This is a genomic window from Halorubrum marinum (genome assembly GCF_048381195.1).
GTDB lineage: Archaea > Halobacteriota > Halobacteria > Halobacteriales > Haloferacaceae > Halorubrum.
Genome location: NZ_JBLWMM010000003.1, coordinates 111602 through 123704 on the forward strand (window position 1 = coordinate 111602; position 12103 = coordinate 123704).

14 protein-coding genes are annotated in these 12103 nt (G+C 66.7%); 6 read left to right on the forward strand and 8 right to left on the reverse strand.

What is annotated here, in order from left to right:
- Window positions 1-45 precede the first annotated feature (45 nt).
- Window positions 46-1086: an NAD(P)-dependent alcohol dehydrogenase gene (locus ACNSN4_RS04350; protein ID WP_418284556.1), complete on the reverse strand. Its 1041-nt coding sequence runs from the start codon at window positions 1084-1086 to the stop codon at window positions 46-48.
- 155 nt (window positions 1087-1241) lie between these two features.
- Between ACNSN4_RS04350 and ACNSN4_RS04355 the strand changes: the two genes are divergently transcribed.
- Together ACNSN4_RS04355 and ACNSN4_RS04360 are read left to right on the forward strand one after the other, a co-directional pair.
- Entirely contained in the window at window positions 1242-2303 is a 1062-nt protein-coding gene (locus tag ACNSN4_RS04355) for an amidohydrolase family protein (RefSeq protein WP_418284557.1), read from the forward strand.
- Window positions 2303-3163, forward strand: a complete 861-nt coding sequence (locus ACNSN4_RS04360) for an iron-sulfur cluster assembly protein (protein WP_418284558.1) — start codon at window positions 2303-2305, stop codon at window positions 3161-3163. Before ACNSN4_RS04355 ends, ACNSN4_RS04360 begins: the two co-directional genes overlap by 1 nt.
- A 46-nt stretch (window positions 3164-3209) precedes the next feature.
- Here the strand turns inward: ACNSN4_RS04360 and ACNSN4_RS04365 are convergent, their stop codons facing one another.
- From ACNSN4_RS04365 to ACNSN4_RS04380, 4 genes are all read right to left on the reverse strand, one after another.
- The gene (locus ACNSN4_RS04365) at window positions 3210-3422 is read right to left on the reverse strand and encodes a hypothetical protein (RefSeq protein ID WP_418284559.1); all 213 of its coding nucleotides are present in this window, start codon (window positions 3420-3422) and stop codon (window positions 3210-3212) included.
- A 25-nt stretch (window positions 3423-3447) separates the two neighbouring features.
- Window positions 3448-4182 carry a metallophosphoesterase gene (locus ACNSN4_RS04370; RefSeq protein WP_418284560.1) on the reverse strand — a complete coding sequence of 245 codons (735 nt, stop codon included), beginning with the start codon at window positions 4180-4182 and terminating at the stop codon, window positions 3448-3450.
- Window positions 4179-4871, reverse strand: a complete 693-nt coding sequence (locus ACNSN4_RS04375; protein ID WP_418284979.1) for a J domain-containing protein — start codon at window positions 4869-4871, stop codon at window positions 4179-4181. The genes ACNSN4_RS04370 and ACNSN4_RS04375 overlap by 4 nt, the downstream gene beginning before the upstream one ends.
- A 130-nt stretch (window positions 4872-5001) precedes the next feature.
- Window positions 5002-5259, reverse strand: a complete 258-nt coding sequence (locus ACNSN4_RS04380; RefSeq protein WP_418284561.1) for an MTH865 family protein — start codon at window positions 5257-5259, stop codon at window positions 5002-5004.
- Between the two features lie 127 nt (window positions 5260-5386).
- Here ACNSN4_RS04380 and ACNSN4_RS04385 point away from each other — a divergent pair, with 127 nt between their 5' ends.
- The gene (locus ACNSN4_RS04385) at window positions 5387-6439 is read left to right on the forward strand and encodes a M42 family metallopeptidase (RefSeq protein ID WP_418284562.1); all 1053 of its coding nucleotides are present in this window, start codon (window positions 5387-5389) and stop codon (window positions 6437-6439) included.
- Between the two features lie 53 nt (window positions 6440-6492).
- On the opposite strand, the gene ACNSN4_RS04390 is transcribed toward ACNSN4_RS04385, so the two are convergent.
- Window positions 6493-6675: a hypothetical protein gene (locus tag ACNSN4_RS04390; RefSeq protein WP_418284563.1), complete on the reverse strand. Its 183-nt coding sequence runs from the start codon at window positions 6673-6675 to the stop codon at window positions 6493-6495.
- A gap of 120 nt (window positions 6676-6795) precedes the next feature.
- Window positions 6796-8400 (reverse strand): phosphoribosylglycinamide formyltransferase, encoded by a 1605-nt coding sequence (purN, locus tag ACNSN4_RS04395; protein ID WP_418284564.1) that lies wholly within the window; start codon window positions 8398-8400, stop codon window positions 6796-6798.
- Between the two features lie 168 nt (window positions 8401-8568).
- On the opposite strand from purN, the gene purB reads away from it, so the two are divergent.
- The gene (purB, locus tag ACNSN4_RS04400) at window positions 8569-10047 is read left to right on the forward strand and encodes an adenylosuccinate lyase (protein ID WP_418284565.1); all 1479 of its coding nucleotides are present in this window, start codon (window positions 8569-8571) and stop codon (window positions 10045-10047) included.
- Between the two features lie 26 nt (window positions 10048-10073).
- Here purB and ACNSN4_RS04405 read toward each other — a convergent pair whose 3' ends face one another.
- Window positions 10074-10595, reverse strand: coding sequence for an RDD family protein (locus ACNSN4_RS04405; RefSeq protein ID WP_418284566.1), 522 nt, complete (start codon window positions 10593-10595; stop codon window positions 10074-10076).
- 205 nt (window positions 10596-10800) lie between these two features.
- Between ACNSN4_RS04405 and ACNSN4_RS04410 the strand changes: the two genes are divergently transcribed.
- Both ACNSN4_RS04410 and ACNSN4_RS04415 read left to right on the forward strand, forming a co-directional pair.
- Window positions 10801-11127, forward strand: coding sequence for a zinc ribbon domain-containing protein (locus ACNSN4_RS04410; protein ID WP_418284567.1), 327 nt, complete (start codon window positions 10801-10803; stop codon window positions 11125-11127).
- 88 nt (window positions 11128-11215) lie between these two features.
- Window positions 11216-12082, forward strand: a complete 867-nt coding sequence (locus tag ACNSN4_RS04415) for a sensor domain-containing protein (RefSeq protein ID WP_418284568.1) — start codon at window positions 11216-11218, stop codon at window positions 12080-12082.
- Window positions 12083-12103: the final 21 nt, after the last annotated feature.

Genomic DNA, 12103 nt, shown 5'->3' on the forward strand with positions numbered 1-12103 from the left:
CGCCGCAAAAAATGCGAGGTTCGTCGGTTCGCGTTCGGGCCGCGCTCAGGGCGTGATAACGGCGCGGCCGTCGATCTCGCCGTGTTCGAGGCTCTCGGCGACCGAATTTATATCGCCGAGGTCGTACCGACTGGTGTGGAGATCGACGTCGCCCTGCTCGACGAGCGCGACGAGCTCCTGTAACTCGGCGTAGCGCCCGACGATGTTACCGACGAAGGAGAACTCGCCGTTCACCAGCGCCTGAGCCGGCTCGTGGATGTGTCCGCCGTAGCCGATGATGTGGTGGTTGCCGCCGGCGGCGGTGATGTCGGGCGCGTAGCCGGTGGTCACGTCGGCGCCGACGAAATCGAGCACCTGCGCGGCGCCCGTCCCGTCGGTAATTGCCTCGATCTCGGCCGGAACGTCCACCTCGCCCGGGTTAACGAGATGGTCGGCGCCGTACTGGTCCGCGAGATCGAGCGCCGACTCCTTGAGGTCGACGGCGGTGATACGGGCCGCGCTCATCGCGTCTAGACACTGGAGCCCGATGTGACCGAGCCCGCCGACGCCGATGACGACGGCGTGGTCGCCGGGGTTCAGATCGCCGACGGCCTTCTTCGCGGCGTGGTACGCCGTGATTCCGGCGTCCGCGTGCGGGGCGATGTCGATGGGCTCGACGCCGCCCGGCAGGGGGATCACCGAGCGCTCGCTCGTGTGCAGGTACTCGGCGAAGCCGCCGTCGGTGGTGAGCCCGTTGAACGCGCTGTTCTCGCAGTACATCGTCTCGCCGAGCCGGCAGGGACGGCACGTGCCGCAGGTCTGGACCGGGTGACAGATAACCGGGTCGCCCTCTGAGACGATATCGACGTTCTCTCCCGTCTCGACGACGGTCCCGGCGTTCTCGTGTCCCAGCGTCAGGGGTAGCTCCTGCGGGACGTACTCCTCCCACATCCCCTCGATGATGTGGTTGTCCGTCTGGCACCATCCCGCGCCCTCGACCTCGACGATCACGTCGTCGCCTCCCGTCACCGCCGGTCGTTCGACCTCGTCGATCGCGAGCCCCTCGGTCATGTCGTCGGTGTACTCGTGGAGTCTAGCTGCTTGCATGTGTTTGTCTCTCTTGCACACACCCACATAAACATTCGTTACGTTTTCGGCGGGAGACCGAAACTATGTATGGGTTTCAAGTTTTTACCTTACCAATGGTAACATTACTGAACGATCCTTATAGTTATGTGTGGGCACTTCACACAGTATTACGTATGTACGAGAAGGACGGCGAAGAGATATTCGTCATTGACGGGCACGTTCACCTGTGGGACGCCCGCGAGGAGAACATCATTCACGAAGGGGGCGAGCAGTTCCTCCAGTGTTTCTACGACTACCACACCGGGTTCACGCCGGAGGACAAACAGTGGGACATCGACGAGTACCGGCACTACGGGGCCGACCGAATGACCGAGGACCTCTTCGGGAACGCGGCGGCGGACATGGCGATATTCCAGCCGACGTACCTCGACGATTTCTACGACGAGGGGTTCAACACGACGGAGCAGAACGCCGAACTCGCGGAGCGGTACCCGGAGCGGTTCGTGCTCAACGGGAGCTTCGACCCGCGTGACGGCGAGGAGGGGCTCCGCTATCTCGAACACCTCAAGGAGGAGTACGACATCCCGGGCGTGAAGCTGTACACGGCAGAGTGGCGCGGGGACTCGAAGGGGTGGCGGCTCGACAGCGACGACGCCTTCGAGTTCTTAGAGAAGTGCTCGGATCTCGGGATCGAGAACATCAACGCGCACAAGGGGCCGACGATCCGCCCGCTCAACCGCGACGCGTTCGACGTGAAGGACGTGGACGACGCGGCGTCGTCGTTCCCGGAGCTCAACTTCATCGTCAACCACGTCGGGCTCCCGCGACTGGACGACTTCTGTTGGATCGCCGCACAAGAGCCGAACGTGTACGGCGGGCTCGCGGTCGCGTCCGCGCTGTCGACCCATCGCGAGCGGAAGTTCGGTGAGATCATGGGCGAACTGCTCTTCTGGCTCGGTGAGGACCGGCTCCTGTTCGGCTCCGACTACGCCCTGTGGAACCCCGACTGGCTCGTCGACCAGCTGATGAACGCGGAGCTCACCGACGAGCAGAGAGACGAGTACGGCGTCGAGCTCGACGTCGACACGATGAAGAAGGTTATGGGCGAGAACGCCGCGGAGCTGTACGACATCGACATCGAGGAGAAGAAGCGGCAGTTCCGCGACGACGACATCACCCGGGAGTTCGACCTGGCCGACCACTACGGCGGCGACGCGGGGGCCGCGGCGGACTGATGTCTGGGAGCCGAACAGACGCGGGCGGCGACCCGACCGGCCGGTCGGCGGTCCGCGATCGACTCGACCGGGTGGAGGACCCGGAGCTGGCCCGCTCCATCGTCGAGCTCGACTACATCGACGCGATCGAGATCGAGGGCGGACGCGTCGACGTGCAGTTCACGCTGCCCACGGCGTGGTGCTCGCCCGCGTTCGCGTGGATGATGGCGACCGACGCCCGCGACGAGGTGGAGGGACTCGACTGGGTGCGGGAGGCCCGGATCGAGCTGTGCGATCACATGCACGGCGAGGAGATCACGACCGGCGTCACCGCCCGCGACACCTTCGGCGAGACGTTCCCGGACGCCGACGGCGACGTCGCGGCGGTCCGCGCCGCCATCGCCGACAAGGCCCGCGTCTCGCGACAGCGCGAGGCGGTCGCAACGCTGCTCGACGCGGGCGTCGACCCCGAACAGGTCGTGTCGCTCGACCGTTCGGACCTGACGGTCGCCGGGGACGAGGCGCACGTCGACGTCGGCGGGCTCTCGATCGTCGTCGACGCCGCACCGATCGCCGACTACCTCGACCGCGCCGCGACGAGCGGCCACGTGACGGCGGGGGAGGACCCGCTGTTCCTGACTCCGGAGGGCGACTCGATCCCGGCGGACCAACTGGACGTGGTTCAGAAGCGGTCCCGGCTCGCCACGGTGAACATGGGCGGGCAGGGCGCGGTGTGTGACGCGCTTCACCGGGCACGCCACGGGCCGAACGGGCCCGACGGATCCGGTCCGTCGTCCGATCGGGCGTCGTCCGACCGGTCGACGTACGACGGCGACGTCGACGAGTTCACCTCGACGTGGACGGTCACCACCGACGACTGAGCCTCGGCCGATCGCTTCGTCTCCTCTCCGTCGCGTGGTCCCGACCTCAGCGGATCGGACCGAGTCCGCCGATACCGCCGCCGCCGACCCCGCCCGAACTGCCGTCCTCCTCGGGCTCGCCGTGTCCCTCCTTCTCCAGTCCGTGTCGCCCCTGAGCGGCCCACTCACTGCGACGCCAGCCGCACTCGGGACACTCGTCGTCCTCCAATCGAACGGCTCGCCGCAGCCGAGACAGGCGGTGTCCGTGTTCACGGCTCACAGTAGTCGCGATCCGACATAAGCGTTCACAACAGCCCGCGGCACTCGCCGAGCGGTGGGAACCGCAGGGGCTCGCGGCCTACCGAATCGCCGCTCCCCGCGTCGTACACGATCGGCGCGAGCCGATCTGCGTCGGTGACGAGCGGAGAGGCGAACGCCGCCGTGCGCATGCCGTTGACGACGACGCCGGGAGCGAGCCGCGTGAAGGCGGGCAAGACGAGGAGGTCGCCCGCGCGGTAGACGCCGTCGCCGCGCAGGAAACACGGGTGCCGCGCGCCCTCGATCTCGATCGTCGGGTGAACGTGGCCGATCACGTACCGCTCCGCCGGAATCGACGGCCGCTCGTGCCCGTGACAGACCACGGTCCGGCGGGCGTCGGGGGCCGCCGTATCCTCCGGGTCGAGAACCACGGCCTCGTGGACCGGTCCGTCCCACGCGTTCGGGAGGGTCGTGTCGTGGTTGCCAGCGACGAGTTCGAGCGCGGTGCCGTTCGCTTCGCACGTCTCGCGAATCGCGTCGAGCGCGTCCCGACTCCGGTCGCTCACGCGGTCGAAGGTGTGTACCACGTCGCCTGCGACGACGAGCGTCTCGGGGTCGAACCGCGACAGCAGTCGGGTGAGCCGGTCGACGAGATCCTCGCGCTCGCCGAGCGGGAACGAGACCGCGGAGGCCTCCGCGCGGCCGACGTGGGTATCGGCGACGACGAGCGCGTCGTACGCGCCCAGATAGACCGCGCGCTCGGCGAAGGCGACGCGGCTCACCGGCCGAAGCCGGTCGGGGGCGACGAGCGCTCTGTCCCGTCGATACGGTCCCCCGGGGGAGACCCCTCGCTAGCGTGATTCTGCGCCGTCGCGTACGCTTCGCGGACGCGACGGAACGCCTCCTCGTCGCCGCCCTGATCGGGGTGCGTCTCTTTCGCGCGCTCGCGATAGGCCCGTTTCACCTCGCCGGCGTCGGCGTCGCGAGCGACGTCGAGCTCGGCGAACGCCGCGGCGACGGGGTCAGGTCCGAGCCCACCGGTCGACCGGCCGTGGGACGGTCCCCAGTCCGGTTCGTCGACGTCGAACGGGAGCCGACGGCCGAGCCCGCGGCCGGGCATCTCGTGCTCACAGAGGACCGTGTAGATCCCCTCGCCCTCCAGCTGGAAGTAGTCGTGCGCGTCGAAGGTGATGGCGACCTCGCGATCGGGTAGGTAAAAGGGGACGGTCACCCCGTCGAACGCGTGGTTCTCGCGGAATCGCTCGTCGATCGCCGTCAGATACTCGCGGATCTCGCCCCGGCGCCGCTCGTCGCCCGCGGACTCCCATCGCCCGTCGGATTCGGGGCCGCCCGGCCCGAGGAAGTGGTCCCCGAGGTAGAAGGCGAGTGCGACGAGCGCCGACGCGACGGCTCCGAGGGCGACGCCCAAGAGAATCCACGGCGGCACGAGACTGATCAGATCGGCGACCACGACGACCATTGCGGTTCCGAACCTATCAACCCCTCGGCGACCCGGCGGCTCCTCGCTGGACACGCGTCTCCTCGGCGAGTACGTCACTTCCGAAACATAGCGGATCGAGATGAGAGGCCGCGTACCGAGCTCAGATCATGCCTTTCGCTTCGAGCCCGTCGAGGATGTCGTCGACGAGTGAGTCGGCATCGTCGTACGGGAACTCCTGTTCGCTGCCGAGCTTCGCGGCGAGCTCCATCGCCGTGAGGCTCACGTCACCGGCCTCGAACTTCGTCGCCGGGCCGTCCGGGAGCGCGGGGACCAGGTCCATCTGGTTTTCGACGGGGTAGTCGGCGCCGCCGAACGCGTCCATGAACTGTTCGCGGAGTTCAGCTCGTACGTCACTCATACACTCACATCCCGTGAGTGGCCGCAAAAGCGTTGCGGAACAACGGTAAACTTCGGTCGAATTTATCGCAGGCGATGACGGTTCCGGAACCTGCGGACCTTTGTCGCTGGGGCCGCCAGCACGACCCATGTCGTTCGACTTCGACTACGACCTGCTGTGTGAGTTGACCGAGGCGCGCGGCGTTCCCGGCTACGAGGACGACGTGCGAGAGATCGTTCGCCGCGAGTTCGCCGAGCGCGTCGACCGCGTGCGCACCGACGCGATGGGCAACGTCGTCGGGACGATCGAGGGCGACTCGGCGTACTCCGTCGCCGTCGCTGCCCACATGGACGAGATCGGATTCATGGTCCGGCACGTCACCGACGAGGGGTTCGTGCAGGTCGATCCGCTCGGGGGGTTCGACGCCCGAGTGTTGCGCGCCCAGCGCGTCACCCTCCACGGCGACGAGGACCTCACCGGCGTCATCGGCTCCGTCCCGCCGCACACGCTCACGGACGAACAGAAGGAGACGGCCGACGAGGTGAAAGACGTCTACATCGACCTCGGACGGAATGCCGAAGAAGTGGACGAGCTCGTGAGCGTCGGCGATCTGGTCACGCTCGACCAGACGACGACCCGCATGGGCGACCGGATCACGGGGAAGGCGCTCGACGACCGGGTCTGTCTGTTCGCGATGCTCGAAGCGGCCGACCGCATCGACGATCCCGACGTGACGGTCCACCTCGCGGCGACCGTCCAAGAGGAGGTCGGCCTTCGCGGGGCGCAGGCGCTCGGCGTCGACATCGACCCCGACCTCGCCGTCGCCCTCGACGTCACCGTCGCAAACGACGTGCCCCAGATCGGCGAGGCGGCCGATGCCGTGACGGAACTGGGCGAGGGAACCGCGATCAAGCTCAAAGACTCCTCGGTGATCACCAGTCCGAAGGTCCACCGACGACTGACCGATCTGGCCGAGACCGAGGGGATCGACCACCAGCACGAGGTGTTGCCCGCGGGCGGCACCGACACCGCGGGGTTCCAGAACACCGCCGGCGCGAAGCCGGTCGGCGCGATCTCGATCCCGACGCGGTACCTCCACACCGTCACCGAGACCGCCGACGGCGACGACGTGGCCGCCACCATCGACCTGCTGACGGCGTTCTTGGAATCAGAAACGGGCGAACACGACTATACCTTATAAACTGAGTCGACTCTATCGAGAAAATCCGCTATGGGGCGTTACCACGACCGTTGCTACCGGCGCACACCGAGCGGGTTCTTACAGTTTTTACAGAGAAAGAGGTCCTTGTTCTCGAAGAGGTTGAACCCGCCGTCCTCCTCCTCGAACTCTGGGACTTCGTGTTTGTGCGCCTCGTTGAGTTCCTCCATCGATTCGGCCGTGTCACCGCATTCCGAGCATGTGATTGTGTCACTCATACACGTGAAATACGCCGGGAAACCATATAAGAATGGTCACGCGGTACGGGCCGGATACGCACAGCGTGACACGCCGAATCCGTGTCCGACCGGCATCTTGAACGCCCCGACTACCCCGACCTAATCGTGCCGGAAGCAGCGCGATCCGGTGAACGCCATCGCCATGTCGCTCTCGTCGGCGGCGGCGATCACGTCCTCGTCGTTGACGGAGCCGCCGGGCTGGATCACGGCCTCGATCCCGGCCTCTGCGGCCTCCTCGATCGCGTCCGGGAACGGGAAGAAGGCGTCCGAGGCCATCACGGCGCCCTCGGCGGACTTCCCCTCGGCGTCCTTCTCGGCTTTCATCGCCGCGAGGGTCACGGCGTCGACGCGTGACACCTGGCCCATCCCGACGCCGACCGTCTCGGTGCCGGTCGCGAACAGGATTCCGTTCGATTTGACGTGTTTGAGCGTCTTCCAGGCGAACAGCATCGTCTCGATCTGCTCGTCGGTCGGCTCGCGCTCGGTGACGACCTCGAGGTCCGCCGGAGTCGGCGACTGCCGGTCGCGCTCCTGCACGAGTCGCCCGCCGACGATCGGCTTCTCGGTGAATCGCTCCGAAAAGCGGTCGTCGCCCTCGCCGAGCGGGCCGACGTCGAGCACGCGGAGGTTCTTCTTCTCGCGGAGCACGTCGAGCGCGCTGTCGGTGTAGCCGGGCGCGACGACGACCTCCTTGAACGAGTCGACGATCGCGTCGGCGGTGTCGGCGTCGCACTCGCGGTTCAGCGCGACGATCCCGCCGAACGCGGACTTCGCGTCGGTGCGGAGCGCGCTGTCGTACGCGTCCGCGAGCGAGTCCGCCGTCGCGCACCCGGCCGGGTTCGTGTGCTTGATCACGGCGGCCGCGGGCTCGTCGAACTCCTTGACCAGATCGAGGGCGCCGTCCGCGTCGTTGTAGTTGTTGTAGCCCATCCCCTTCGCGCCGGGATTCAGCTGGGCCGCCCCGACGACGCTCGCCTCCTCGCAGCCGTCGTCGGCGTAAAGCGCGGCGTCTTGGTGGGGGTTCTCTCCGTACCGGAGCGTCTCGGTTCGCTCCTCGGAGACGAACCGTCGCTCGGGGAACTCCCCGCCGGTGTCGCCGTCGACCGCGACCCCGGTTGCCGCGCCGTCGGCGTCCCGCTCGACGGTCACGCGGTCCTCGGCGAACCACCGCACCGCCCGCGGGTACGCCGTGAACTCGGCGTCATAGAGCACGCGAGATTTCAGCGCGTCGGCGTCGTCGTCGGCGTAGACGGGCACCGGCTCCTGGGTCACGATGGGGCCGTCGTCGACGGCCTCGGTAACGACGTGCACCGTGCAGCCGGTAGTGCGAACTCCCGATTCCAGCACCTGTTCGTGAGCGTCCATCCCGGGGAACGACGGCAGCAGCGACGGGTGAACGTTCAGCGTCGTCGGGGCCGCATCGAGGAACTCGGTAGTCAACACGCGCATGTACCCGTCCAGACAGACCAGGTCGAAGTCGTAACCGGCGAGTCGGTCGAGGATCCGGCGTTCGTGGGCCGCGCGTGACTCGCCCGTTTCGCGCTCGACGACCTCGGTCGGAATCCGGCGTTCCGTCGCCGCCTCCAACACGGGCGCGCTCTCCCGGTTCGTCAGGACGACCGACAGCTCCGCGCCGCCCGGCGCGACGTCGGCGATGTGTCTGAGGTTCCGTCCCCGGTTGCTCGCGAGTCCGGCGATCTTCATACACGGTGACACCGACCGATCGGGTATATCGATTGCGGTCCGTCGCGGGGATGGATCCATGTTTGCGGATACAATCTCGGTATCGCCCCCGACACAAGGCCATACATATCCACACCCGTGCAACTTCTCATCGACACGCTTTTGCCGATTCCGAGGGCAGTCGCGAGCATGACGGACGACTCCGCGTCGACGGTCGCCGCGATCGACGGGCTCTCTCGGTCGGACCCGCTCGCGGCGGTCTCGCCGCTCGACGGTCGATACGCCTCCCGGACCGCGCCGCTGTCGCCGTACGCGAGCGAGGCCGCGCTCATGCGCGCCCGGACCCGCGTCGAGGTCGAGTACCTGATCGAACTCGCCGCGCTCGACGCGACCCCCTTCGTGCTCGACGACGAGACTGCGGCCGCCCTGCGGGCGATATATGCGGATTTCGACGCCGAGGACGCCCGACTCGTCAAGGCGCTGGAGGTCGAGGGCGCGGCGGGGTACGCCGCGACCAACCACGACGTGAAGGCGGTCGAGTACTTCCTCCGCGTGCGTCTGGACGAACTGGCCGACGCGGGGACGATCGCGGACGGCTCGGGAACGGTCGCGGACGCCGAGGCGCTCTACCCGTGGATCCACTTCGGGCTCACGAGCGAGGACGTGAACAACCTCGCGAACCGCCTGCTGGTCAAACCCGCCGTGAGCGAGGTGATACTCCCCGCGGCCCGCGAGGTCCGCGACGCCCTCGTCGACCTGGCACAGGAGCACCGCGACACGCCGATGCTCGCGCGGACCCACGGGCAGCCGGCGACGCCGACGACGTTCGGGAAGGAGATGGCGGTGTACGCCGCCCGGCTCGGTCGCGCGCTCGGCCGCGTCGCCGTCGCGAACGGCGACCTCTCCGGGAAGCTCGCCGGGGCCTCGGGTACCTACGCCGCCCACGAGGCTGCGTACCCCGACGTCGACTGGCAGGCGTTCTCGGCGTCGTTCGTGCGCGGGCTCGATCTGGAGCACACCCCGCTCGCGACGCAGGTGAACCCCTGTGACGACCTCTCGGCGCTGTTCGACGCGCTCCGCGGCGTCAACAACGTCCTCCTCGATTTAGACGTGGACGCGTGGCTCTACGTCTCCGACCGCTATCTCGGCCAGGAGGCGGTCGAGGGCGAGACCGGCTCCTCGACGATGCCGCACAAGGTGAACCCGATCGACTTCGAGAACAGCGAGGGGAACCTCTCGAAGGCGAACAGCGACCTCGCGTTCCTCGGCGACTACGTGACGAGCTCCCGGCTCCAGCGCGACCTCTCCGACTCGACGGTCAAGCGCAACGTCGGCGCCGCGCTGGCGCACTGCCTCATCGGCTACGGGAAGGCCGAGAACGGCCTCGCGAAGGTCGTTCCGAACGAGACCGTCATGCGCGAGGAGCTGGCGGCGACGCCCGAGGTCATCGGCGAGGCCGTCCAGACGATCCTCCGCCGCGAGGGCGACACCGACGCCTACGAGCGCGTGAAGGAGCTCACCCGCGGACGCTCGGTCACCCTCGACGACTTCCGTGACCTCTTCGACGAACTCGACGTCGACGAGGACGTTCGCGAGGAGCTGAAGGCGTTGACGCCCGCGGGGTACACCGGCGTCGCCGACGAGCTCGTCGACGATATCGACGAGTAGGGTCACGCGGGGTGCGGTTGACGTTTTCAGTTTTTCGAGCCGAAGTTCCGGAACTCGTAGGTCTCCGAATCGGAGTCGTCTGGTCGGCGATCAGCCGCTCCCTGTCTACCCTCGGTGACGACGTACGTGTCTGCGAAGATATCGAAGTTTCGCTGACGGAGATCGGTCGTCACCATCGCCCAGAGCGCTGCGAAGATCCCTAGCGTCCCCGCGATTGGGAAGCCTGCTGGGACGTTCCGAATCAGCGCCTCTTTGAGCGACGGATCGGCCCCGTCCCGGTCGACGACTCTAATACCAGTGACTCGTTTTCCGATCGTCTGGCCGTTCCAGTACGCTTCGAAGAGCGTGTTGTACGCCAGGTACGATAGAACAATAGGAGCCGTTATCCATACCGAGTCTCTCGCGGGGTTCACCGCCAGAACATATGTGTAAAGAACAGGGAATATTACGATAAACGAAGCGAAATAATCGATCAGATGTGCGATTCCTCTGGCGACAACTACATCGGTTGTCTCTTCGGTCGGCTCGATCTTCCCACCGACATCCATACTAAGATACATCGAGGTCGATCCGTTAATGCTGTTGAAGTCCTATAGAGTCGACACTGGGACCGATATTGTTCTCCACGTTCTTTGCGGGTCCCATGTACCACTGCTTCTCAGGAAACCGAAAGACGTGACGTGGGTTTTAACAGAGCCGCCACAGCCCGATCCGCCACAAGAAGTTTATCAGTCGCGAACGCACCGACGACCGATGCCCTCCGACGACACCGAGTACTCCGTGTTCGGCAACGACGCGGCCAACGATCTCGACGAATCGCCAGGTGACTCCCGAACCGATCCCGACAAAGTAGGTTCCGGAGCCGGTGAATCGGGCCTCGGCTCCGACGACAACGGCTGTCCGAAGTGCGGCGGGACTGCGACCGAGACGGACGAGATCGCGACGAGCGGCACCGGACTGACGAAGCTGTTCGACGTCCAGAACCGTAAGTTCGTCGTCGTCTCGTGTGCGAACTGCGGCTACTCCGAGCTGTATAAGGGGCAGTCGACGGGGAACGCGATCGACTTCTTCATCGGGTAAAACCGACACCGTTGCGGTCCGAGTACCGTCGGCAGCTCCGTCGATGACGACCGATTTATGTCGACGGCACAACTCGTGTCGAGCGCGTATGGTCTCCCTTCGACCCCTCTCTGACCTCCCGGTCGTCGGCGTCCTCGTCGACGGTCGAACGTATCGGCACCTCCTGTACGTCCTGCTCGCGATCCCGCTCGGGTTCATCTACTCGGCGCTGTTCTCGTTCGGGGTCGCCTTCGGGCTCCTGCTGTCGGTCGTGCTGGTCGGTCTCGTGGTCCTGTTCGCGACGCTTCTCGGTGCACGCCTCCTCGCGGGGTTCGAGCGCTGGCTCGCCAACCGGCTGTTGGCCGCCGATCTCGACCCGTACGACGACCTGCCAACGGACCTCGACGGAAGGCTCGCGGGCGTGCGGAAGTACGTCGACGCGGCCTCGACGTGGCGGGGCGTCGGGTTCCTCTCGGTGAAATTCGCGGTCACGGTCGCCGCGCTCGTTCCCCTGTTCGCGCTCGCGAACGGGCTCCCGCTGGTGGCCGCGCCGCTCCGGTACCCGTTCGTGGCGGAGTTCGGCGAGTCGAACGGCGAGCCGGTGACGTGGGCGATCGAGACGCTCCCGGAGGCGCTGCTCGCGGTTCCGATCGGGATCGTCGGCGTCTTAGTGGCGTTACACCTCACGAATTTCATCGCGTACGTCTCCCGGCAGATGGCGGCCGCGCTGCTCGGCGTCCCGGCGGGCGTCGATGTCGACGGCGCCGACGATAACGACTCACCTGCACCGTCGCACGATCCGATCGCAGCCGACGGAGAACGGGGAGACGAGGCGGTCCGCTCTGACGCGTCGGACGCGGCGAGGTCTCCGTCGGAATCGACCGGCTCCGGCGACACCGACCCGTTCGTTCCGGCCGACGCCGTCGAGCCGAAGTCGAGAGACGGGCGCGATTCGGGTCACGACTTCGACCGCTGACCCCGGAGCGCTTATTCTCGT